The organism is Flavobacterium gelatinilyticum (assembly GCF_027111295.1).
Classification (GTDB): domain Bacteria; phylum Bacteroidota; class Bacteroidia; order Flavobacteriales; family Flavobacteriaceae; genus Flavobacterium; species Flavobacterium gelatinilyticum.
Genome location: NZ_CP114287.1, coordinates 1,178,285 through 1,202,190, shown reverse-complemented (window position 1 = coordinate 1,202,190; position 23,906 = coordinate 1,178,285). Strand labels below are relative to the sequence as shown.

Genomic DNA, 23,906 nt, shown 5'->3' with positions numbered 1-23,906 from the left:
AAAGTCATGCCTAATCCAAGAATTAAAAACGAAGAACAGTACGAAGCCTTAGTAAAAAAAGGATACAGTAAAGAGAAATCGGCACGAATTGCAAATACACCAGATGCAGGAGAAAAGGGCGGAAAAGCAAAGCCGTATGAAGAATGGACAAAAGACGAACTTCTTAAACAGGCCAGTAAAGTAGGCATCAAAGGCCGTTCTTATATGAACAAAAAAGGACTTATTAATTCGTTACGAAACAATTAAAATGAAAACCATGCCTCTAAAAGCATCGCAGCAAAAAATGATGACTCAGTTAATCAAGTCACCACATTTGGTACTCGAAAAACTGGATTTAGTTTATGTCAGCAATCAAAAACTGCCAATTGAGAGGTGTGAAGGAGAGGATGGTTTTGTTTATAAAAAAAACGGACGTTGTATTAAACGCAAAAGCGAGTTAAAACGCTTCAATAGTCTTGTATTACCGCCTGCGTGGGTAAATGTGAGGATTTCTGATTTGGCAAACGGACATTTGCAGGCCGTTGGACTCGATGTAAAAAACAGAAAACAATACCGTTATCATCCAAAATGGAATCTAATTCGGAATCAGACCAAATTCTATAAAATAGCCGAGTTTGGACAAAAACTTCCTTTAATAAGAAAACAAGTTGATCTCGATTTAGAACAAAAAGAATGGTCTAAAAACAAGGTTATAGCACTTGTAATCCGTTTAATGGAGGAAACGCACATCAGGATTGGAAACGAAAAGTACGCAAAAGACAATAAATCGTACGGACTTTCGACACTTCGCAAGCGTCACATCAACATCAATAAAAATACCCTTCGGTTTGAATTCATCGGAAAAAAAGGAAAACAACATACCGTTACAACCCGAAACAAACAATTAATCAAACTCGTAAGCCGATGCGAAGAAATTCCAGGCTGGGAAGTTTTTAAATATTACGATGCAAACGGCGAACGAAAAGTACTCGACAGCCACATGGTAAACGAGTATCTTCATAATATTTCGGGAGAATATTTCAGCGCCAAAGATTTCAGGACCTGGGCCGCGTCGATTGTTTTTTTTGAAAACCTGATGGAAATCGGAACAACTTCGGATGAAAAAGAAATCAAACGAAATATCGTAACCGCTTACGACGCCACGGCCGAAGCATTGGGAAATACCCGAAACGTATGCAAAAACTATTACGTTCATCCTTTGCTGGTTACGACTTATGAAGATGGATCGATACAGCAGTATTTTGATAAAGTAAAAAAAAGCCGAAGCACCAAAAAGTATTTTTCGAGATCCGAAAGCGCTTTTGCCGAGCTGATTCAGAATTATCAGGTAAACTTATTATAATCAATAATTTATAGAGATATAAATTGAACAAATAGAGTTAATGCATCTCGCAGAAAAGCATGAAATTTGAGTAACAAACTAAATCTTTATTAACTAAAAATCACTTATTATGTTACGTTGGACAGTCATATTTATTATTCTGGCAATCATTGCAGGAATATTTGGTTTTGGCGGTATTGCTGCCGGAGCCGCTAGTATAGCAAAAATTTTATTCTTTATATTCTTAGTGTTATTTATTATTTCGCTTATCAGCGGAAGAAGAAGTGTTTAACACTGGAATCTCAGTAAATAAAAGAAGATAAAAACGGCACATTTTGTAATGTGTCGTTTGTCTTTTTCAAAAAAAAAATACGTTATGAGAACAAAAAGCGGTGCTTATCAGAATGTTTTTATCAAAAGAGAAGACCAAATGGTGAGCTTAAAAAACGATGTAACAGATTTTTGCGAAAAGTACATTAAACCTGTGCATCCCGAAAACTGGGACTGGTCTGTCAGAGATTTTGAAGATCCTGCAAACGACCCTACAATTGCAGAGGCAACCGCCATAGCCAATGTAGTTTACAAAGATTTACTCGAAAGCAAAGATACAGATGTAGATCTTTCGACAATGAACAATGTTCATGCCATACAAGCCTATTTAAATCCAGACAGCAGGCACAGGGCTTTTAATATGGAAGAGTTTGCTTTTGCCTTAAAAGTAGAACTCGAACACGGAAAAGTAAAAGATGTCAATGTAACCAACAACCATCCGTTTTTAACGGCTATGATCGCTCTGGCGCACATGACCGAAAGCCTGACGTATTACAAGCGTTTGAAAGTGATGGAAGCAGAGGGAGAAATTTTTGAAATCGTGCGGAAAATAGAAAGTGCCGACACTGGAAACGAAGAATGGTACAAAGAATTAGGAAAAGCCGAAATAGAACTTCAAAGGGCGAGGGCAGGGCTTGCGGAGCGTCTTATAAAAATGGACGATATTCCGGCACTCAAAATCATTGGAGATTAAAATATATACGAACCGTTAAGAATAAAAACTTAACGGTTTTTTATTTTGAACGAATTTGTCTGAAAAATTGTATTTTTGTACAGCGAACAGATTTGGTTTTTCAGCAGGAATTATCTGTAAAATACCACATTGACCCTGTATCGTACATATTTTTATTTTCTTTACTTCAAATTAGTATCTTTGACTTATGAGTGTATCAACAAAACCAAACCATATAGGGCGCAAAATAAGCCGTATTCGTGAACTTCGTGATATGAAGCAGGAAGCTCTTGCGCAGGCTTTAGGAACCAATCAGCAAGCTGTATCTATAATTGAAAACAGCGAAAATGTAGATGAAGAAAAGCTTGCTCAAATAGCAAAAGCACTTGGTGTAAGTGTTGAAGCAATTAAAAATTTTTCAGACGAAAGTATGATTAACTATTTCAATACTTTTACAGATAATGTGGTTACAACCGGAAGTATTTTTGCAAATAATTGTACATTCAATCCTTTGGATAAATTGGTTGAATCTTATGAAGAAAATAAAAAGCTTTACGAACGTTTGCTTGAAGCCGAAAAAGAGAAAATATCGTATTTGGAGAAATTATTAAATTCGAAATAAACATCTGAATTGAAATCTCATAAAAAAACCGTTAAGAATCGATGCTTAACGGTTTTTTTATGCTTTAGAATTTTCGAGGATCATTATCTTCATAATCCTCTTCTTCCTGAACATCATCTTCAATATACTGATTATCTTCGTCTTCCTCTTCGTCATCTTCTTCAATTTCATCCTCATCGTCGATATCTTCCAGAACATCTTCGGTTTCGTTAAAATCGTTTTCAAATGTGTCCGAAGGATTATCAAATTCATCATTTTCCAGATCCTCATCCAGATCTTCGTCGATATATTCATCTTCATCCTCCAAATCATCATCATCTTCAAGCTGAACTACATAAACATCGTTGTCTGTGTCTTCAAGATCTTTTTCAGAATGAAAATCATCGCTCAGGTCGTCTAAGTCGTCTTCGTAAGCAATCGAATCCTGATCCGGATTTGGACGGTTTGGGTTATAACCGTTTCGAACCGTAAAACCCCTTTCCATTGCTTCTGCATTTGTATCGGTATCGTGCAGGTTCTCTGCATCAAACAAATCATCGTTTGAAGCGTTTTTTCTTTCAGAAACATCCGGATTTCTCGGGTCTCTTATAAAAGCTCTGTTTTTATTATCTGTAGTATTCATGACGTCATTTTTTAATTGTTTTTATACTTGTAAATCTAGTTCTGAAATGAAAACTTTTCTTTATAAAATTATTTCTTCTAATTGTATAATTGACAGGTGTTTAGAATAGAATTTAATCGAAAAATCCTATAACGGTTTCGTTTTCATGCCGCACTAATTTTGAAACTATTAATCATAAAATATAAATTACCATGAAAACTACTGCAACAAAAAAAGAGACCGCACCAAAACAAACGGTTAAAAGAGGAGTAACAAAACCAAAATCGAATGCCGCTGCAGGTCTGACCGAATTGTTTGAAGAAAGCCTGAAAGATATTTACTGGGCCGAAAAAGCGCTGACCAAAGCATTGCCTTCAATGGCTAAAAATGCAACATCTGAGGAACTGATTGACGCAATCAACAATCATTTAACCGAAACCGAAGAACACGTAACCCGTTTAGAGAAAGTTTTTGAACTAATTGGGAAAAAAGCAACAGCCAAAAAATGCGATGCCATGGAAGGTTTAATCGAAGAAGGAAAAGGAATTCTGGAAGAAACCGAAATTGGAGTAGTGCGTGATGCCGGAATTATTGCGGCAAGCCAAAAAATCGAGCATTACGAAATTGCAACATACGGAACGCTGCGCCAGTTTGCCGAAACTCTTGGACTTGAAGAAGCGGCAACATTGCTGGAACAAACGCTTGACGAAGAAAAAGGAGCCGATAAATTATTGACCGAAGTAGCTGTAAATGCTGTAAATATTGAAGCAGCCGAAGCTGAGTAACAAAGAATCAAACAAATAAATAAAAAGTGCAGTTCTTAAGCTGCACTTTTTCTAGTTAAACTAAAATTTAAATTTATGCCCGAAGGTCCGTCTATATTGATTTTAAAAGAAGAAGCGCAGCAATTTACAGGCAAAAAGATAATTGAGGTTTCGGGAAACAGTTCTATAGACCTCGACAGACTGCAAAATAAGACCATTTTAGCCTTCAAAACCTGGGGAAAGCACTTTTTGATCTGTTTTGAAGATTTTAGCCTTAAAATCCATTTATTGATGTTTGGAACTTATAAAATCAATGACAAAAAAGAAAATGCACCAAAGTTGCATTTAGGATTTTCAGATGGCGAAATCAACTTCTATACCTGTTCAGTCAAGATTCTCGAAGGCCCGATAGATCAATATTACGATTGGAGCGAAGATGTTTTAAACGAAAACTGGAATCCGAAAAAAGCAAAGATAAGCCTCGAAAAAATTCCCAATGAGATGATCTGCGATGCTGTTCTTGATCAAAATATATTTTCCGGGGTAGGGAATATCATCAAAAATGAAGTTTTGTACCGATGTTATATTCACCCCGAATCTTTGGCCGGGAAAATTCCGCCCGAAAAACTAGACGAAATAATAGCCGAATGTTCTATTTACAGTTTTGAATTTTTGTATTGGAAGAAGAAAAATGAACTCAAAAAACATTGGCTTGCCCATACCCAAAAAGAGTGCAAAAGATGCAATTTACCCTTAATTAAAAAACACACAGGGAAGAAAAAACGACGCAGTTTTTTCTGTACCAACTGCCAGCAGCTTCATGTATGAAAAATGAAATTTTAATAGGATGCTCAAGTTACAATAATCGTTATTGGAAGGGAATTTTCTACCCTGACAACATGACAGGTAAGGATATGTTTCAGTTTTATTACCAGTACTTTAGAACGTATGAGTTCAATGGAAGCTTTTATAAGTTTCCGACGGTTAGAATTTTCGAAAACTGGTATAAAAAAGCACCCGATAATTTTATTTTTTCGGTAAAAGCGCCCAAAGAAATCACCCATATCAAACAATTTATCGACTGCGAAAAACTGATTTCAGACTTCTATAAAATCTGCGAAACGGGTTTAAAAGAAAAACTCGGCTGTATCCTTTTTCAGTTTCCGCCAAGCTATAATTTTACCACAGAAAGACTGCAGAACATTATTAAAAACCTGGATTTGGGTTTTACGAACGTAATCGAATTCCGCCACGCCAGCTGGTGGAACGAAGAGGTCTGGAAAGCCTTCCGGGACAATCGTATTACCTTCTGCAGCGTTAGTCATCCCAAATTACCATCCGTCATTTTCACTGATTTTCCGCTTATTTATATCCGTTTACACGGTGTTCCGGAGATGTTTTATTCGAGTTATTCATCTAAAGAATTACTTGATATAAAGAATGTAATTGATTATAAATCAGTATTTATTTATTTTAATAATACAGCCAGCGAAGCAGGAATATTGAATGCTTTGGAGATGAAGAGACTTTTTGTGTAAATCCTCTTCCAGAGTGCATGTTCCAAAGAGAGCTGCTATATAGCTTTGTCATTCGACCCTGCGGCAGAAAGGTTCTTCGTGAGAAACTACTCAGCAGTGAATCGTCAAAGCTATTTTTGTTTAACAAGTAAAATGCCTTTTCTCTATGTGTCAGATTTTTTAAACACATAGAGACAGAGATTTTTATTGTCTAAAAAAAGAGTAAAGAATAAAAAAAACTAGTTTTTTTACACATAAGCTATTGAGGATAAGCTTTGTGAAGATCCTTCCTTTGGTACTTTGGCAGGATAACAAAATTGACGCAGCTTCAAAAAAAACCTTAGCGAACTTTGCGTAAATCTTTGTGTCTTTGCGGTAAAAAACTCAGCAGTAAAAAAATAACCGCAAAATTCACAACGAAATGACCGCAGAGCTCCTAAAATAAAACTTAGCAAACCCTTGCGTAAACCATTGTGAACCTTGCGGTTAAATAGTGTAGAAATAATTACAATTTTAGATTACCTTCAATACCATCATCCATTGTGTGTCCTGTAACAAAAGCGGCTGTCATTTTTGCGATCGCCACCATTTTACCGTGTTTGTTGTTCCAGTAATAACCATCTTCAGGAACGACTTTAATAACACTTAAGTTAGGATCGTCGATACCTCCCGGCATCCATACTTTTACAATTGGATCGTATAGTTTTTCGATTGTATCTCTGTCGTACGAGATAGATGCAGTTCCGTGCAGAGTCAAAAACTTATCATTTGGTTCAGAAAAGAAAAGTTCAACCTGGGGATTTAGAGTAATTTCGGCATTCTGACCACTGTTTCGGTCAGATAAAAACCACAGCTGTCCGTGGTCGTCTACTTTCTGAATCGACATTGGTCTCGACTGCAGTCTATCGCTGTTGTAAGTACAAAACATGCATATTTTAATTTTTTCGGTCAGTTCTTTTATCTTACTGATCGCTAATTCTTCTGTAAGGTCTTTATGATCTCCCATGACTTTTTTATTTAAATAGTTTGTATATAAATATTTGATTTCTATTTGATTACCATTAGTAATACAAATTTGGGATTTTTGAATTCGAAAAAATTATACAATTTTATTTATAAATTATCAGATTTCAATTTTGTTTTTTGTCAGAAATTTTTAACAATTAAGATTGTGTGTCAGTATTTTTACCCTATCTTTACGTGCAAACAGTTTAACCCCAAGTTTTATGAGAGATTTAACCATATTCTACACAGATGATGATGAAGACGATTTAAGCATTTTTACAGATGCTGTCGAGTCATTATCAAAAGAGATTAATTTGCAGACGTATTCGGGCGGGGATAAGCTTTTAAATGCTGTAAATCATCCTCCTCCAAAACCGTCGGTCATATTTTTAGACCTAAATATGCCCGGAAAAAATGGTTTTGATGTTCTTGGCGAACTCAAAGGATCAAAAGAAAACAGAGACATTCCTGTTGTAATTTTTTCAACATCCAGCGAACCCGGTATAATTGCTAAATGCCTTGATTTGGGCGCGAATTATTTTATTACAAAACCCGTTCAGATGAAAGATATTATCAAATCCATCGAACATTCATTAAATATCAACTGGAAAGAGTTTGTGCCTGACAGTAAGACCTTTGTACACAAACCATAGAATTACATTACAAAACTAATGTAGAAAAAACACCAAACTTATTTACTAAAATGAGCTTGGTGTTTTTTTTATAACTCAGGTAAGAAAATCTTGAATGTTGCACCCTGGCCTTTTTCGCTGTGCGCTTTTATAAGCCCCTTGTGGTTTTCGACAATCTTTTTAACGATAGCAAGACCAATTCCGGTTCCCGCGAATTCGCTTTCAGTGTTTAATCGCTGGAAAACTTCGAAAATGCGTTCTTTGTACTCATCATCAAATCCAATTCCGTTGTCGGCTATTCGTAAACAAAAATAAATTTTATCCGGATAATCGACTTTAAAGTTCAGTTTATGCCCCACAACCCTTCGTGCTTTAATTTCGACATGAGGCGGAACCCCTTTACGAGAAAATTTTAAGGCATTTCCAATTAAATTGTGCAGCAACTGCCTGAACTGAAAAGGCATAACCGTTCCTTCGCCTAATGGATGATGATCGATTACAGCGCTTTTTTCTTCAATTCGTTCAGAGAAATCCATAATAACCTCTTCGACAATCTCATCCAGATTCGTTTTAACAAAAATGCGTTCGGCAGAATTCGTTCTCGAATAGGTAAGGAGGTCCTGTATAAGCGTCTGCATCCTTTTGGCCGAAAACTCAATACGTTCCAGATAGCTTTTGGCTTTCGCCGAAATATTTTTATCGTCCAGCTCCGCCAGACGGCTTGCAAAGGTTTGTATTTTTCGAAGCGGTTCCTGAAGATCATGGCTCGAAATATAGGCAAACGACTGCAGTTCGATGTTCATATTGATGAGGTCTCGGTTCTTTAATTCCAGTTCTTCGGTGCGGTCATGAACCTGTTTTTCAAGCTGACTTGTAAAATCCTTTTGGTCTTGAATATCAGAGCTGGTGCCTACCCACATATGAATGTTTCCTTCGGTATCCCGCTGCGGTATTGCACGGCTGAAATGCCAGCGGTATTGACCGTTATGATGATGAAATCGGTGTTCAAACATAAACTCGTTTCCGGTTTTTATTGATTCCATCCAGCGGTTAATATTTTCTTCACGATCTTCGGGATGTATGATTTGAAGCCAGCCGTTTTTGCTGATTTCTGTTTTCGATAAACCGGAGAAATCATACAGCGACTGATTGAAGTAATTCAAATTTCCCATTGCATCGCTTGTCCATACAAACTGTGGCATCGAGTCGGCAAGGAGTCTGAATCTTTGCTCGCTTTTCTTTAAAACATCGCGGCTCTTTTTTTCTTCTGTAATGTCGATTACAGTACCCAGCATTTTGATTGGATTTTTTAGTTCGTCAAAAAATATTTTACCATGAACCCTTATCCATGATATGCTCAGGTTTGGTTTAATTACACGGGCTTCGTATTTGTAAATATTGGTTCTAAGCGCTTTTTGGTAAGCTTTATCGATCACGGCCAGGTCATCTTTATAAATTCGCTCAAAAATCAGCGGACGCGATATTTGTTCCCCTTTTTCAAAACCAAACAAAGCAGGCAGGTTTTCAGAATAAATTAATTCCTGAGTCGGAATGTTTAAATCCCAGGTTACAATTTCGGCTACTTCAGAGGCTAACCTGGCTCTTTCTTCGGCTTCTTCGACTTTTTTTCTGCCCAGAACTTTATTAGTCACATCGTTTACGGTGATCATAATACCCGAAATTTCGCCGTTTGGTTCAAAAAGCGGCGTGTACTGGTAATCCAGATAATACTTCTCAAGTCTGCCCCGAATGTCAATATAAGCCAAAGACTCGTTTTCCCGCACGATTTTCCCTTCGTTTAGTACTTGACCTAGTAATTCAGGATATTTTTGATTTAAAAGCTCCGGAAACACCTCTAATGCGGGTTTGCCAATTGTTTCGCTTTTTGTTTTCTGCCAAATTTCATTCAGCATAGCAGTATTGGCCAGTTCGATGATATAATCTTTTCCCTTAAAAATAGTCATGGCAATAGGCGACTGCATCACTAAATTCCTAAAAGCTTTTTCACTTTCGGTCAGGAAATGCTTGGCCTTAACAGAGCCGGTTACTTCATATCCTACAACAATGACACCTGTAATTTTATTATTTTCTTCTCTTAAGGGATGAAAAACGAGATTAAAATAACAGTCTTCCTTTGTACCGTAGCGGTTTAAAGTAATTAACAATTCATTCGAAAAATAAGGGGTTCCATCATTGTATACCTGCGAAATAAGTGGATATACAATGTCTTTCGTCTCCGGAACCGAATCAAATAAAGGTCTGTTAACAGTCTCTTCTTCGGTATTATCGACAATTTGATAATACGTTTCGTTTGCCAGTTCGACGACAAGATCTTTCCCTTTCAGGATAACAATACCAAGCGGTACTTGTTTTATAATGTTTTTAAAACGTTTTTCACTTTCCTCAATAGCATTTCGGGCTATTACCTGCAGCGTTACATCATTTGCAGCAGCGACAATTCCCGAAATAGTACCGTCTGCTTCTTTAAAAGCCTCGTAAACGACATTAATAAAAGTATCAGTCACTTTTCCGTTTCGGTTAAGTTTTACCGGAAGTTCATTGGCAGTAAAGCGTTCGCCGGTTTGATATACTTTTAACAGAATATCCTCGAGTCCGCGTCCGGCAGCTTCGGGTACTGCTTCAAAAATGGGTTTGTTTAGAACTTCTTCCTCTGTGCGTTCCCAAACTTCCAGCATTAGCTGATTGGCAATTTCGACTACAAAATTTTCGCCTCTAAAAATACACATTGCATTTGGTGTCTGCAGAATATTATTGCGGTAGCGTTCACTGTTTTCCTCGAGTCTTTTTCTAATTTTTACTTTTTCGGTAGTTTCGGTACAGACTACCAGAACCCCGGCAATTTTTCCATCATCATTTATCACGGGACTGTAACTGAAAGTCCAGTATACATCCTCAATTTTTCCGTTTCTGTAAATAGGCACGAGCTGGTCTTCATACCAGGCAGGTTCGCCATTCTGGAGTACCTGATCGATCAGCGGACCAATGAAATCCCAGATTTCAGGCCAGCACTGAGAACCGTTTTTTCCTAATATTTCGGGGTGTTTACCTTCTTTGCCCAGACTTGGACGGTAAGCATCATTATAAAAACAAGTATGTTCAGGTCCCCAGAATAAAAACATCGGGAACTTTGAATTTAAAAGAATTCCCAGTGTTGTACGCAGGCTGTGCGACCACGTTTCGACAGCACCAACAGGAGTCGTGCTCCAGTCTTTGGCACGCGTAAGTTCGCCCATTTCGCCTCCCTTAGCTAAGAAATCATAAGTAGTATTGTGCATTAAATTCGATTTTTGTTCTGGATTGAAACAATAATTTGTTGTACTAAATATAGTACTTTATGTTGCATATCTAATTGAAAATTAAAATTAATAAAAAATAAATTTTCAATTCTAAGCCTTTTTTGAATGAGGTAAAATTTAAATCTATTGAGTTAATCTTATCAACTCTCAATGAGGAACTTTGACTAAACAAAGATTACTAATGACTTAAAATTCATTGAATCATGAAAAAGGAACAAAAACATGAAACCGACTATATAAAGCAATATCAGGATGAAGGCTACACAACAAATTACTTATTTGAAGACGGCTGCTTGATTGATTCCGAAACAAAATACAAGTACCAGCCTGATGAAATTTATATTGTAGCCCATCATCGTTACGAAGGAATGAGCAACCCTGATGATATGTCAATTTTATATGTAATTGAAACAAAAGACCAGCAGAAAGGAACTCATTTATTAGGATACGGACCAACAGCAGATCTTGAAGAAGCCGAATTCTTTAAAGATATTCCGGAAGAAAACTACACAAAAAACGCAGATACAAGCGAACTTACTTAAGATAAAATAGATAAGTATTTTTATTTTGCTGAGGAGCAGTTGTTTCAGATTTATCTGAGGCAGCTGTTTTTCCTTTTTAAGGACAAAGTTACTGAGCGCAAAAGGGCAAAGTTTTTTACAATGTCTTCTTTTTTTAATTAAATAGAAAAAGCCCAGTTCAAACTTGTCTTTAAAATCTAGTCACCGCAAAAAGAAAAACCTCTGCCGCCTTGTTGCTTTGTCTCTCTGTCCCTTTGTAAATAAATCCCAAATTAAAAAGCTTAGTTACCAAAAGTTAAGATCCTCTGCAGCCTTGTTGCTTTGTCCCTCTGTAAAATAAATCCCGAATTAAAAAGCTTAGTTACCAAAAGTTAAGAACCTCTGTTGCCTTGTTGCTTTGTCCCTCTGTCCCTTTGTTAAAAAACAAATCAAATAACCACAAAGATAAAACTCTCTGTTGCTTTGAAACTTTGTCCCTCTGTCCCTTAATAAAAATTATGAAATTTCTGATTGAAATTGTATAAGATTTTGATTTGCAATTAGTACGAAATTTGAATTATACAAAATGAGAAAAGAATCTGAAGTTGATTTTTGTATAAACGATAGTAATACTATTTTAAATCTCAGCAAAATGAAAAAACTTTACCTAAATACCGGCGGATTTGACGCTGTTTTTAATGATCTTAAAGATAGCTTTAACGGTAAGCTTACCAAACAGCACAACGATTATAAACTAGAAATAAGATCTAAATGGACAAAAGGTTCGATAAAAGGAACCCGTTTTGATGACAAAGTGCTTTTTATGCATTTTGATCTTGAATTTCAGCAGGAAGTAAGCCTTAGCATAGAATCGTATCATAATGCACCGGTTTTCTTCGTGTATTGCGAAAACGGAAATGTAAGCCACAGTTTTGGTGCAGCGGGAAATAAAAAAGCACTGAACAGAAATCAGTCGGCGGTTTTGAATAATTCATCTGTAATCAACAGTGTTTTGTATTTTGAAAGCCACAAACGCATTCAGTTTACACTGCTTGGAGTTCCTGCAATGGAAAATAAAACTCAAATGACATCTCAGATCAGACAACGATTTACAAACGATTCCGGAAACTATATTTATGTGGGAAGAAGTAATCCGAATATAAACGAGAAAATCAGAGAGTACAAAGCAGTGCCTCAAAATGGCGTTGAAACGGCATTGTTAAAAAAGAACATTTTGAACACAATTATCGAAATGGAAGTTGAGCAGCACAGCTTTAATTATCTCAAAACATTTGATCCGGTTGTGAACCTGGCAATGAGACCAATTAACGAAATCAAAAAGCTTTCGGCGATGAATTTCTCAGAAGTGATAGCTGCAGCAGGATACGCAGGAAGAAATCTGCCAAAACTATTAAAATCAAAATACCACTGGACTTTTAAACCCTATCAAAAATTAGCTAGCTAAGAAGCATTATATATATTAACTACTATTACGAAAAAAACAGCTTTTCCTAAAGAAGCTGTTTTTTTATTTCTGTTTGTTTTGTTTCAGGTTTAAAGTTTCAGGTTTGCTGATGGTTTTACGCAGATTAACTCTTTGTATTTAAAACCTTTGGTAAAGACGAGGCTTTAAAAAAAAACAGTATCTCAGTGCCTTAGTTACTCAAAAACTTAGTTTTCCTTCTCATAATAAATAATAAAATACACCATAAGCATATTCAGGCAGAGCGAAACACTGTTTGTTATAATAATCGGGAGATCGTTTTTCAGGATTCCGTAGATTACCCAGACCAGAATTCCGAAAGTCAGGATACTAAAAGTTTTAAGCGAAATATCCTTCACTTTCTTAGTTTTCCAAACCTTAAATATCTGCGGAATTGTCGATATCGTAACGCAAGTCCCCGCAAAAAGCCCTATAATATCAATAAAATCCATATGTTTTGTTTTTTACCGCGAAGGCACATTAAAATCAGTATGAAACTTAATTTTGTAATCAAAAATCTGCGTCTTAGCCTCTTAGCGAGCCATTTCTCTTCATTAAAATTATCCGCCAACTAATTCGCCGCCGTTAATATGTATAAACTGCCCGGTAATGTAACTGCTGTCCTCACAGGCCAGAAATACATAAGCAGGTGCAATTTCAGACGGCTGTCCGGCTCTTCCCATTGGATTATCTTTCCCAAAATCTGAAACTTTATCAAAACTTGCCACAATCAGCGGTGTCCAGACAGGACCGGGAGCAACACCGTTTACGCGGATTTTTCTTTTGGCAAGCATAGACGACAAAGATCTTGTAAAACTCACAATCGCTCCTTTGGTACTCGCATAATCAGCAAGATGTTCACTGCCCCGGTAAGCGGTAACAGAACTGGTATTGATTATCGTATTACCTTCTTCTAAATAAGGAAGAACGGCCTTTGTGATATAGAAATACGGATAAATATTGGTTTCAAAAGTTTTATGAAGCTGTGCAGAAGTAATCTTTTCAAATTCGCCCTGCGGAAACTGCACTGCTGCATTGTTTACCAGAATGTCTATAGTCTTAAAAGCAGTCACACATTTTTTTACAGCGTCTTTGCAGAATTTTTCGTCTTTAAGGTCACCGCTTATCAGTAAGCATTGCTGTCCTTCTTTTTCAATTAAAGCTTTTGTATCGCGCGCATCTTTGTCTTCTTTAAGATAAACAATGGCAATATTGGCTCCTTCACGGGCAAAATGCACTGCTACGCTTCGGCCGATACCGCTGTCGCCGCCGGTTATAAAAGCTGTTTTATTAAAAAGTTTACCGCTTCCTGTGTAATTTTCTCTGATGATTTCCGGTTCCGGATTCATTTTATGTTCGTCACCCGGAAGTTCCTGTTTTTGTTCCGGAAATGTTTTAGGTTTTTTCATAACAATTCAATTTTAGCAATTCGATGACTACTAAAATTAAGAGAACTCTTATAGAAAAAAGAACCTGAATAAATTTAAAATTGTCTCAAAAGAACAAAAACAGATACAAAAGAAAGAAAAGGTTTATGATTTTGTTTTTTGATGGTTTTTGTACTTTTTTACAAACCGCTGATTTTCATCGATTCCACTAAATTTAAGGGACAGACATGGGAATTATGTAACAAATTTTGATCTTGATAAAAAACCGGCTCTTTGTTTTTTTATAAATTTGAAAGTTTGTCATACATTTTTTAATAAAAAAAGGCGACTATTTTGAGAATCATTAAAAAAATATCCCAACTCCAAACATGGTATTAATTGTAGATGATATAAAGGCCAATATTATTGCCTTGAAAAAAACATTAGAATTGCATAATATCGATGTAGATACTGCTGAGTCTGGTGAAGAAGCCCTGAAAAAAATATTAAAGACAACTTATTGTCTTATTATAATGGATGTTCAAATGCCGGGACTTGACGGCTTTGAGGTTGTTAAAATACTTTCGGGTAATAAAAGGACAAAAGATATTCCGGTTATTTTCCTTTCGGCTTTAAATATCGAAAAGAAATACATCTTTAAAGGTTACGAAACCGGAGCCGTGGAGTACATCACCAAACCTGTAGATACGGATCTGCTGATGCTGAAAGTAAAAACCTTCATCAAAATTTACGAACAGCAGAATGAGTTAAAGGGAATAAAAGATCTTCTTTCTAAAGAAATCAAAATTAGAAAAGAAGCACAGGACAATCTCGAAATCAAAATCGCCGAAAGAACCAAAGAACTGGTTTTAAAAAATGAAGAACTCGAAATGAAGAATCACGAACTCCAACAGTTTGCCTGGGTAGTTTCGCACGATTTAAATGAACCCATACGAAAAATTCAGATTTTTATTAAAATCATCAAAGATCTCTATTTAAAAACCGACGAAAAAGGCGTTGATTATGTCAACCGAACCATAAAATCGGCAGAGAGGATGCAGACTTTAATTACAGACCTTCTGGCATATTCACGATTATCGGCACAGGTAAAACCCGAAGTGACGGATTTGAATGTGGTGCTGCAGGAAGTACTTTCTGACTTTGATTATTTAATTGAAAGAAAAAATGCCACGGTTAAAACAACAGAACTTCCGGTGATAGACAGTATTCCGAGTCAGCTGAGGCAGGTTTTTCAGAATCTGATTGGGAATGCGCTGAAATTCTCCGGAGCAAACGAACCGCCTGTAATCGAAATTACGTCTGAATTAATTGCCGATAAGTCGTTTGACAGTCCGACTTCACCGGAAGGGAAATACTGCCGCATTATTGTAAAAGATAACGGAATAGGTTTTGACGAAATTTACCTTGACCGTATTTTTGTTATTTTCCAAAGCTTAAATGATCGTCAGACTTATGAAGGAACCGGAATTGGACTGGCAATCGCCAAAAAGATCATAGAAAAACATAACGGATTAATAACTGCTAAAAGCGAAGTAGGCAGGGGCGCAAGCTTTATTATTGTTCTTCCTTTAAAATACGAATAAAACACAATTATAAATATGAATGGTAATTTTAAAAGAAACCTGCTGATCAGTTCACTTGTTTCGTTGTTAGTGCTTACAATCAGCTCTGTTGCTTCGTATATCAGCATAAAAAGCTTATTAAACAGCAATTTCTGGGTCAACCATACTCAGGAAGTTATTTATAATTTAAACGAAGGTTCGTCGATAATAACAGAAGCTCAAACGAGTATGCGCGGCTATCTGCTTACAGGAGACGAACAGTTTGTGGATCGTTTTAATGATTCCGAAGCCAAATCGAATTCCTATTTTGAAAAACTCGACCAGCTTACCAATGATAATCCTTCACAGCAAAAACAGCTTGAAGAACTAAAAAATAAGCGTTCCGGGTTCTTTAAATACCTGAACAATCAAATCGTAAAAAAGCGATTAAGCAAGGAAACACTGATCTTTGATTTGAATGAAGGCCGACATATGATGAACGAGATGCGTGCCATTATTAAAAGAATCGAATTGACAGAACAAAATCTTTTGTCGGAACGTATTGCCAATTCTGAGCGTTACGGAACCTACAGTCTGGTTCTGATTGTCGTGGCTTTTCTGATTGCTTTTGTAATTTCGATTGTCTTTTTAACGAGAATCCTGAAAGATTACAACGAAAGATCCCTTTTACAGCAGGAACTGGAACAAAAAGATATAGAAACTGCTCAGAGAATCGAAGCAATCAGTACAATTGCAGGTAACATTTCAAAAGGAAACTACGACATACGGGTAGACGATAATAAAGCCGATGCCTTGGGCAGTGTAGGGGAATCTCTTAATTATATGGGGGTTTCGCTTAAAAATTCTTTCGAACTATTGTCTCAGAAAGAATGGCTGCAAAAAGGGGTTGCAGAACTCAATAATACCATGCTGGGCGATAAAACCCTGCAAAAACTAGCAAAAGATGTTATTGAATTTTTATGCAATTATACCAACAGCAGCGCGGGGATTTTATATGTAATTGATGGTGATGAACTTATGGCAGCGGGAGGATACAGCTATATACCAAGCAAAACCAGAGAACGTATTAAAAAAGGAGACGGACTAATTGGTCAGGCGATCAGTTCTGCAAAATTGCTGGAACTAAAAACGCTTACGCCGGATGATATTCAGATTAACTATGCTTTGGGGCAGATAAAACCAACGCATATTGTAGCACTTCCGTTATTAGACAATAAAATCGAAGGCGCAATCGAACTGGCGAGTATTTACGGATTTTCTGAACTTCACTTGGAATTTCTGCAGACCGTAGCAAGCAATATAGGAATTGCATTGAGATCGACGCAGAACAGAAAACGTGTTATGGAACTGCTTGAAGAAACAAAATCACAATCTGAAGAGCTTAAAATACAGCACAGCGAACTCGAAGCGATAAACGCTGAACTGGAAGCACAGACCGAAAAACTTCAGGCATCTGAAGAAGAATTGCGTGTACAGCAGGAAGAGCTGGAACAAACGAATGAAGAACTTTCTGAAAGAAGTGTTTTACTGGAAGAAAAAAACAACGAAATCCAGAAAAAATCAGAAGCTTTGGAATTAACTACCCGCTACAAATCGGAGTTTTTGGCTAATATGTCGCACGAATTACGTACGCCTTTAAATTCAATTCTTCTTTTGAGCCGTTTGTTATCTGAAAACAATAACGAAAGCATGAACAACGAAGAAATCGAATTTGCAAAGGTAATTCAGAGTTCAGGAAACAGTTTGTTAGGTTTAATTGATGAAATCCTGGATTTATCTAAAATCGAAGCCGGTAAAATGGAACTGGAATTTTTAGATATTTCGACCAAAGAAATTACAGAAACACTTTGGAATTTATTCAATCTGGTTGCCAAAGAAAAAGGAATCGAATTTGAAATTATTTCAAAAGATGCGCCGATTGTCATTAAAACCGACAAAATGCGCCTGGAGCAGATTCTGAAAAACCTAATTTCGAACGCCATCAAATTTACCGAAAAAGGAAAAGTCTCTTTAGAAATAAAAGTAGATTCAGATAATGATAAAATCATCTGTTTTATTGTAAAAGATACCGGAATAGGAATTCCGTTAGAAAAACAGCCTTTGGTTTTCGAAGCATTTCAGCAGGCAGATGGTTCGACCAAACGCAAATACGGCGGAACCGGATTAGGACTTTCGATAAGCAGGGAGCTGGCAAAACTGCTGAAAGGCGAAATTGTCCTGCATAGTAAAGTTAATGAAGGAAGTACCTTTACATTATGTCTGCCGGTATACGGAGCGGCTTTTGCGAAAGCAAACGTTGAAAAAATACCGCCTACAGAATTTACAGAAGTGGAACCTGAAACCGAAACGGAAGAAAAAGCCGAAACTAAAAAATATATAAGTCCTGTAATTCCGGATGAAATCGAAGATGACCGAAATACTGTAAAAGAAGGAGATAAGGTGATTTTAATTGTGGAGGACGACATCAATTTTGCAAAATCACTTCTGGCATTTACACAAAAGAAAGGGTATAAAGGAATTGTGGCCGTTCGTGGCGATTACGCTTTAAACTTTGCTTTATTGTACAAACCGGTTGGGGTTTTACTTGATATTGAACTTCCTGTAAAAAGCGGCTGGGAAGTGCTGGAAGAACTAAAAAACAATCCTGAAACTAAGCACGTTCCGGTGCATATTATGTCATCGCATAAACTAAAACAGGAAAGTCTGCTGAAAGGTGCTGTAGATTTCCTTGACAAACCGGTTGCTTTTGAAAAAATTCCGGATGTGTTTTTACGAATCGAGCATATTATTAATAAAGAAGCTCAAAAGGTTTTAATTATAGAAGACAACCCGAAACATGCAAAAGCACTGGCATTTTTCCTTGAAACCTATAATATCAATTCAGAAATTAAAAGCGAAGTTTCTGAAGGTTTGGAATCGCTCAACAAGTCAGAAGTAGACTGTGTGATTCTGGATATGGGAATTCCGGACAAACAAGCCTACCAGATTCTGGACGGAGTGAAGAAAAGTCCCGGACTGGAAAATCTTCCGGTAATTGTATTTACCGGGAAAAGTTTGTCATTAAAAGAAGAGGTGAAAATTAAAAAGTATGCCGATTCTATTATTGTAAAAACCGCTCATTCATACCAGAGAATGTTAGATGAAGTTTCATTGTTCCTGCATTTGGTTGAAAATAAAAAAGAAGGAAAAGACCAAAAAGACGGACATAAAAAGCTAAATTTACTGAACAACATTCTTTTTGACAAAAAAGTACTGATTGTCGATGACGATGTTCGTAATATTTATTCGCTTACAAAAGCACTGGAAGCCTTTAAAATGACTATTATCTCGGCGTTTGACGGAAAAGAAGCCATTAAGGTTCTAAATGAAAACCCGGATACAGATATTGTCCTTCTCGATATGATGATGCCGAATATGGACGGTTATGAAACTGCCGAAAAAATAAGGGATAATCCGAAGTTCTTAAACTTACCGCTGATTGCCGTAACAGCAAAAGCCATGACGGGTGACAGGGAAAAATGTATCAAGGCAGGAGCCTCAGATTACATTACCAAACCGGTCGATGTTGACCAGTTATTATCACTATTGCGAGTTTGGCTTTATGATAAGGTTTAATGTGAAAAGTTTAATGTGAAAAGTGAAACGCATTTTCAGGTTTTAAGCTATGTTTTTATCTGTTGAAATAATTAGAAGTAACAGATTTAAATAAAAACGTAATAAACTTCAAAGATCAACAGAGATTTTTTATGCTGATGCTTTTAAGATTGGCACCAAACAAGACTAACTAACAAACTACTCTCATTATGGGAAAAAAGAAGATTTTAATTGTAGATGATGATTCCAGGAACATCTTTGCACTGGTAAACACTTTACGCGTTAAATCGTACGATTGTTTGTCTTGTACAAGTGCAGAAGAAGCACTCAAAATTCTAAAATCTGACGAACAGATCGATGCTGTTTTGATAGATATGATGATGCCCGAAATGGATGGTTACGAGGCGATTCCGTTAATAAAAGCGATTCCGTCACGAGAATCGACTCTTGTTGTTGCGGTCACGGCACAGGCCATGACGGGCGACAAAGAAAAATGTTTAGAAGCCGGTGCAGATGATTACATCTCCAAACCGGTCGATGTTGATAAGTTACTGCTTATTTTGAGTAAAATTTAAAAATGGATATGATTGAGGATATTGAGTTAGAAACACTTATCAATGAAGTTTATGAATATTATGGTTTTGATTTTGGAAGTTACTCAAGAGCTTCACTAAAAAGACGTGTAAACAGGGTTTTTCATCTGGACGGATTTACCCATTTTCACGAATTCCTTTCAAAAGTTCGTTCGGATCCTGAATATTATAAAAAAATGGTCGACGAAATCACCGTTAACGTTACAGAGATGTTTCGCGATCCGGCTTTTTATACCGTTGTAAGGAACGAAATCCTGCCTTTATTAGGAACAAAACCTTTTATCAGACTCTGGCACGCAGGCTGTTCAACCGGCGAAGAAGTGTATTCTATGGCTATTATGCTGAAAGAAGCAGGCCTGCTGCATAAATCCTTAATTTATGCAACAGATATTAATGCAACCGTTTTAGATACGGCCAAAAAAGGAATTTTCCCTCTCAGGATGATGAAGGAATATTCACAAAACTATCGTGATGCCGGCGGTCAGGAAGACTTTTCGTCTTACTACACTGCCAATTACGGTATTGCTAAATTTAATGAAGAACTGGCCGAAAAAATGGTCTTTTCGCAGCACAATCTCGTGTCTGACACCTCGTTTAACGAGTTTGATATGATCTTGTGCCGTAATGTTTTAATATATTTTGATAATGAACTTCAAAAGAGGGTCATTAATTTATTTGATGAAAGTTTAGCTGTTTTAGGGTTTCTGGCCTTAGGCACAAAAGAAACCATAAAATATTCTATTTCTCAAACCAAATACAAACAGTTTGAAAAAGAGAAAATATGGAGGAAAATAAAATAAAAGACTGCAGATTAGTTATAATAGGAGGATCGGCAGGAAGTTTAAACGCCTTAATGCAGATTTTACCGGGATTAAAAAAACTTAATAATTTTGCGATTGTTATTGTACTGCACCGCAAAAGCACCGATGATCAGACTTTAGAAGAACTATTGACTTTAAAATCTAAAGTTGCCGTAAGACCAATTGAAGACAAAACACTGCTTATAGCCGGTTTTGTATATGTGGCGCCGTCAAATTATCATTTATTATTTGAAAAAGATGAAACAATGGCGCTCGATATTTCGGAGAAAATAAACTACAGCCGTCCCAGCATTGATGTTTCGTTTGAATCTGCAGCTGAGGTTTACGGCAGTTCCTTAGCAGGTATTTTATTTTCGGGATCAAATACAGACGGAACAGAAGGTTTAAAAGCCATTCAGGCGCACGGCGGGAAAATTGTAGTACAGAATCCGCTTTCGGCAGATATGCCTTTTATGCCTAACAACGCGATCTTGTTTACCACACCGGATTATATCATGAACAATGCCGAAATATTAAAATTACTGAATTCGATTAACCACTAATTGATTCAGTTTTTTGGTTTCGTTGTTTCCTCTTCTGGCAGGATTATCCTGTTAAGTTCTGCTTCTTTTTCGGCACGTCTTTGAGCCGCTTTTCCCTTCCCAATAGGGATTCCGGCTGTTAAATAAAGCGATCTGTTATAAACATTGGGACCGTCGCCTTTCATTACCGGAACCAATCCGTAATAATACTGCACCGTGATGTTTATCCCGTTGCCCGCATTTATGTGATATCCGGTGCCAAAAGCAACTCCGGCATCAATAACCCTGACCTGGTCCCTGATGTTCTTTCTGTAAATCACATCATTATCGTCAATTTCTGCTTTAAAAGAATCAAAGGCTTTAGCCAATAGTCCGAACTGAGGTCCTGCCTTTACATAAATATTACTTTTAAACTGATGTTTGATTAAAATAGGCACATTAAAATAGCGTAATTCACGGTTTACTCTTCCAGCAGCGAATGTATTGTCCAGATCTTCATTTTCAAGTGAATAAAGCGGAATATGACGTGCACCCATAGGCGATTTTACAATAACACCTGTATTAATCATCCAGGCAGGATTTTGTTTGGAACGAATATCAAAATAAAACCCCAGATTAAAACCCGGATTAGCTCCGTCTGCTTCCATATCGTAAATATCAGAGAAATTAACGCCGCCTTCAAGACCAAATTCCAAAAAAGGCGAGTTTAGTTTATCACCAAAAATAAGCGAAATCAAAACCTGTGATTTCGCCTGTGTGAGACTAAATAAGAACAGAATAAGAAAAGTTTTTTTCATCTTTCAGAAAATTATAGTCCAAATCGATATTGCAGACCGCCTAATACCTGCGTACGGCTTGAGAGAAAACCGGCTTCAACCCTGAACATAAAATGCTTGTTGAACTGAAATTGCGATCCAACAATAAAGTTCCACATGTCTTTTGGTTTTTTTTGCAGTGAATATTGTACGGTAGATGAACCGGCAGTACTCAAAGCACCGTCTACAGTAGTCAGAAAATTTCCGGCTGTTTCGAGAGCGCGATTGGCGGTATTGTGTTTTGCAATATTAGCCGGATTTTTTTGCTCGGCTGGAGTTAATCCGTCCCACCATACATTTACTTTTTCCTGATTTTCAGAAACCTTTGCCAGACCATTGTCTACTTTAACCTGAGCATTTGATAAATCCAGCACATCAGACAAATTGATATTGCCGTTTGTATCGCCGGAAATATGCACTCTGAAACCGCCTGCCCAGACAGCGATATTACGTTCTGGTTTACGGAGTTTAAATGTTTTTCCTAACCTTGGACCAAATATGTACGAGAACGCCGGTTTGTCGAGCGAACTAATATCAGACCAGGCCATATTCATATCGAGTGCCAGCCAGCCCCCGCCAATACCTATAGTGGGCGTCATACCAATACCAAATGTAGTGGCATCAAAATTGGCTTTGGTACTAAAATTGGCTACTTCAGACCAGTTGTTATCGGCATCCGGAATATACACTCCGGCATTAATTTTTGTTGTTGAATTGGCTTTTCCAAAAACACCATATATATTAAGGAAAGGAAGCAGCCAGATATCAGGACGAATTGTGATCGCTCCGACTTCGACAGAGGATTTATCGAAACGTACAATTTCATCTAAATTATGAAGAGGTCCATTGTTGAATCCTACTTGAAGATTACTGATTACAATTTCAGAATCCTGCCAGAAGTAATTTACGGAAAGTCCCGCCGAGTAGGGCAGATTATATCCTTTTTGGGCTACTTTTTCGCCCCAGATAGGAAGGGAGTACGGATAATTGGCAATTTTAAGGCTGTCTTTAAGTTCTTGATTTTTTTCTCCAACAATTTTATCGGTGTAAACTTGAGCGGAGATCTGCAGGCTGCATAAGAATAAAATGGCTGATATTAGCTGGTTACATTTCATTTGTGTGTAGTGTTTTAAAATTAATTAATCAAACTGCGTAAATAAAATATGTACTAATGTATTCTATGTGAATTTCGGCTTATTTTCTTGCTGTCAGGTGTATAAAAAAATTGAATTAAAAGTTGTTTAAATTAATAATGTTGGGTTTTATAGTGTTAAAGTTAATTATTTTTTTTAACAATTTATAGTTTTTTTTAAGAAAGTGATTTTGTAACGTCTGGAAAATCAGGATGTTTTGATGTAATGAATCTCTTTTTGAACATATCGTTTTTTTTAAGAAACCTGATTTTTGTAAAAGAATAAGTATTATTTTTGTCTTCGTGAAATGGATAACAATCATATTGTCAATTTACCTTATGGCACTTTCAAATATGCCTTGTGCAGATGTGGAAGTAAACAGCGCTGTGCACAAAACAGCCCAGTTTGCATCAGAAGACAATCATTCGCATGACAAAGACAATGATTTATGTTCTCCGTTTTGTGCCTGTAATTGCTGCGGTGCACAGATTTTAAGTTACCATTCTGCTGTAAGTTTTGAATTTCCTAAAATTTACACCCAAATTTCAATTCCTTTACCAAGTTATAATTCTGTTTTTATTTCCAATTTCTACGGAAGTATTTGGCAGCCCCCTCAGATAGCATAATGATTATGCCCATTTCGATGTTTTGAAAATGGGCAGGAGAGTTGTGGACTTACCACATTTTTACAGACAATTTAATTGTCTAATTTCT

At 36.7% G+C, this 23,906-nt stretch carries 24 protein-coding genes; 17 read left to right on the top strand and 7 right to left on the bottom strand.

The window, feature by feature from the left end; genetic code table 11:
• Positions 1-6 precede the first annotated feature (6 nt).
• The 5 genes from OZP11_RS05050 to OZP11_RS05030 all read left to right on the top strand — a co-directional run bounded on the left by OZP11_RS05050 (position 7) and on the right by OZP11_RS05030 (position 2,946).
• The gene (locus OZP11_RS05050) at positions 7-246 is read left to right on the top strand and encodes a DUF7218 family protein (protein WP_281234137.1); all 240 of its coding nucleotides are present in this window, start codon (positions 7-9) and stop codon (positions 244-246) included.
• A gap of 10 nt (positions 247-256) precedes the next feature.
• A complete protein-coding gene (locus OZP11_RS05045) occupies positions 257-1,342 on the top strand; it encodes a DNA topoisomerase IB (protein WP_432419660.1) in 1,086 nt (361 codons plus the stop codon).
• A 109-nt stretch (positions 1,343-1,451) separates the two neighbouring features.
• Entirely contained in the window at positions 1,452-1,613 is a 162-nt protein-coding gene (locus OZP11_RS05040) for a DUF1328 family protein (protein ID WP_035644678.1), read from the top strand.
• 84 nt (positions 1,614-1,697) lie between these two features.
• A complete protein-coding gene (locus OZP11_RS05035; RefSeq protein ID WP_281234135.1) occupies positions 1,698-2,345 on the top strand; it encodes a DUF5661 family protein in 648 nt (215 codons plus the stop codon).
• 187 nt (positions 2,346-2,532) lie between these two features.
• Complete coding sequence (locus OZP11_RS05030) at positions 2,533-2,946, top strand: helix-turn-helix domain-containing protein (RefSeq protein ID WP_281234134.1); 414 nt, start codon at positions 2,533-2,535, stop codon at positions 2,944-2,946.
• 64 nt (positions 2,947-3,010) lie between these two features.
• On the opposite strand, the gene OZP11_RS05025 is transcribed toward OZP11_RS05030, so the two are convergent.
• Positions 3,011-3,568 (bottom strand): hypothetical protein, encoded by a 558-nt coding sequence (locus tag OZP11_RS05025; RefSeq protein ID WP_281234133.1) that lies wholly within the window; start codon positions 3,566-3,568, stop codon positions 3,011-3,013.
• 191 nt (positions 3,569-3,759) lie between these two features.
• On the opposite strand from OZP11_RS05025, the gene OZP11_RS05020 reads away from it, so the two are divergent.
• The 3 genes from OZP11_RS05020 to OZP11_RS05010 all read left to right on the top strand — a co-directional run bounded on the left by OZP11_RS05020 (position 3,760) and on the right by OZP11_RS05010 (position 5,849).
• On the top strand, positions 3,760-4,332 hold the full coding sequence (locus OZP11_RS05020; protein WP_281234132.1) for a YciE/YciF ferroxidase family protein: 573 nt from the start codon (positions 3,760-3,762) through the stop codon (positions 4,330-4,332).
• Between the two features lie 75 nt (positions 4,333-4,407).
• A complete protein-coding gene (locus tag OZP11_RS05015) occupies positions 4,408-5,139 on the top strand; it encodes a DNA-formamidopyrimidine glycosylase family protein (RefSeq protein ID WP_281234131.1) in 732 nt (243 codons plus the stop codon).
• Positions 5,136-5,849, top strand: a complete 714-nt coding sequence (locus OZP11_RS05010; protein ID WP_281234130.1) for a DUF72 domain-containing protein — start codon at positions 5,136-5,138, stop codon at positions 5,847-5,849. Before OZP11_RS05015 ends, OZP11_RS05010 begins: the two co-directional genes overlap by 4 nt.
• Before the next feature lie 484 nt (positions 5,850-6,333).
• Here the strand turns inward: OZP11_RS05010 and OZP11_RS05005 are convergent, their stop codons facing one another.
• The gene (locus tag OZP11_RS05005; RefSeq protein ID WP_281234129.1) at positions 6,334-6,834 is read right to left on the bottom strand and encodes a pyridoxamine 5'-phosphate oxidase family protein; all 501 of its coding nucleotides are present in this window, start codon (positions 6,832-6,834) and stop codon (positions 6,334-6,336) included.
• Positions 6,835-7,054: 220 nt separating this feature from the next.
• Here OZP11_RS05005 and OZP11_RS05000 point away from each other — a divergent pair, with 220 nt between their 5' ends.
• Entirely contained in the window at positions 7,055-7,486 is a 432-nt protein-coding gene (locus OZP11_RS05000; protein ID WP_281234128.1) for a response regulator, read from the top strand.
• A 68-nt stretch (positions 7,487-7,554) separates the two neighbouring features.
• On the opposite strand, the gene OZP11_RS04995 is transcribed toward OZP11_RS05000, so the two are convergent.
• Positions 7,555-10,761 (bottom strand): PAS domain-containing protein, encoded by a 3,207-nt coding sequence (locus OZP11_RS04995; RefSeq protein WP_281234127.1) that lies wholly within the window; start codon positions 10,759-10,761, stop codon positions 7,555-7,557.
• A 224-nt stretch (positions 10,762-10,985) separates the two neighbouring features.
• Here OZP11_RS04995 and OZP11_RS04990 point away from each other — a divergent pair, with 224 nt between their 5' ends.
• Together OZP11_RS04990 and OZP11_RS04985 are read left to right on the top strand one after the other, a co-directional pair.
• Complete coding sequence (locus tag OZP11_RS04990; protein ID WP_281234126.1) at positions 10,986-11,324, top strand: hypothetical protein; 339 nt, start codon at positions 10,986-10,988, stop codon at positions 11,322-11,324.
• A gap of 610 nt (positions 11,325-11,934) precedes the next feature.
• Positions 11,935-12,747 carry a hypothetical protein gene (locus tag OZP11_RS04985; protein ID WP_281234125.1) on the top strand — a complete coding sequence of 271 codons (813 nt, stop codon included), beginning with the start codon at positions 11,935-11,937 and terminating at the stop codon, positions 12,745-12,747.
• 206 nt (positions 12,748-12,953) lie between these two features.
• Here OZP11_RS04985 and OZP11_RS04980 read toward each other — a convergent pair whose 3' ends face one another.
• Together OZP11_RS04980 and OZP11_RS04975 are read right to left on the bottom strand one after the other, a co-directional pair.
• Entirely contained in the window at positions 12,954-13,217 is a 264-nt protein-coding gene (locus OZP11_RS04980) for a SemiSWEET family sugar transporter (RefSeq protein WP_281234124.1), read from the bottom strand.
• Positions 13,218-13,325: 108 nt separating this feature from the next.
• The gene (locus tag OZP11_RS04975) at positions 13,326-14,174 is read right to left on the bottom strand and encodes an SDR family oxidoreductase (RefSeq protein WP_281234123.1); all 849 of its coding nucleotides are present in this window, start codon (positions 14,172-14,174) and stop codon (positions 13,326-13,328) included.
• A 347-nt stretch (positions 14,175-14,521) separates the two neighbouring features.
• Between OZP11_RS04975 and OZP11_RS04970 the strand changes: the two genes are divergently transcribed.
• The 5 genes from OZP11_RS04970 to OZP11_RS04950 all read left to right on the top strand — a co-directional run bounded on the left by OZP11_RS04970 (position 14,522) and on the right by OZP11_RS04950 (position 21,265).
• Positions 14,522-15,736: a hybrid sensor histidine kinase/response regulator gene (locus OZP11_RS04970; RefSeq protein ID WP_281234122.1), complete on the top strand. Its 1,215-nt coding sequence runs from the start codon at positions 14,522-14,524 to the stop codon at positions 15,734-15,736.
• Between the two features lie 15 nt (positions 15,737-15,751).
• Positions 15,752-19,330, top strand: a complete 3,579-nt coding sequence (locus OZP11_RS04965) for a response regulator (protein WP_281234121.1) — start codon at positions 15,752-15,754, stop codon at positions 19,328-19,330.
• A 188-nt stretch (positions 19,331-19,518) separates the two neighbouring features.
• On the top strand, positions 19,519-19,884 hold the full coding sequence (locus OZP11_RS04960) for a response regulator (protein ID WP_281234120.1): 366 nt from the start codon (positions 19,519-19,521) through the stop codon (positions 19,882-19,884).
• Between the two features lie 8 nt (positions 19,885-19,892).
• A complete protein-coding gene (locus OZP11_RS04955; RefSeq protein WP_281235503.1) occupies positions 19,893-20,702 on the top strand; it encodes a CheR family methyltransferase in 810 nt (269 codons plus the stop codon).
• Positions 20,684-21,265, top strand: coding sequence for a chemotaxis protein CheB (locus OZP11_RS04950; protein ID WP_281234119.1), 582 nt, complete (start codon positions 20,684-20,686; stop codon positions 21,263-21,265). Before OZP11_RS04955 ends, OZP11_RS04950 begins: the two co-directional genes overlap by 19 nt.
• A gap of 5 nt (positions 21,266-21,270) precedes the next feature.
• Here the strand turns inward: OZP11_RS04950 and OZP11_RS04945 are convergent, their stop codons facing one another.
• Together OZP11_RS04945 and OZP11_RS04940 are read right to left on the bottom strand one after the other, a co-directional pair.
• Entirely contained in the window at positions 21,271-22,041 is a 771-nt protein-coding gene (locus tag OZP11_RS04945; RefSeq protein WP_281234118.1) for a porin family protein, read from the bottom strand.
• A gap of 11 nt (positions 22,042-22,052) precedes the next feature.
• Entirely contained in the window at positions 22,053-23,174 is a 1,122-nt protein-coding gene (locus OZP11_RS04940; protein WP_281234117.1) for a hypothetical protein, read from the bottom strand.
• A 320-nt stretch (positions 23,175-23,494) separates the two neighbouring features.
• Between OZP11_RS04940 and OZP11_RS04935 the strand changes: the two genes are divergently transcribed.
• Positions 23,495-23,818: a DUF6660 family protein gene (locus tag OZP11_RS04935; protein WP_349293776.1), complete on the top strand. Its 324-nt coding sequence runs from the start codon at positions 23,495-23,497 to the stop codon at positions 23,816-23,818.
• The last annotated feature ends 88 nt before the right edge of the window (positions 23,819-23,906 follow it).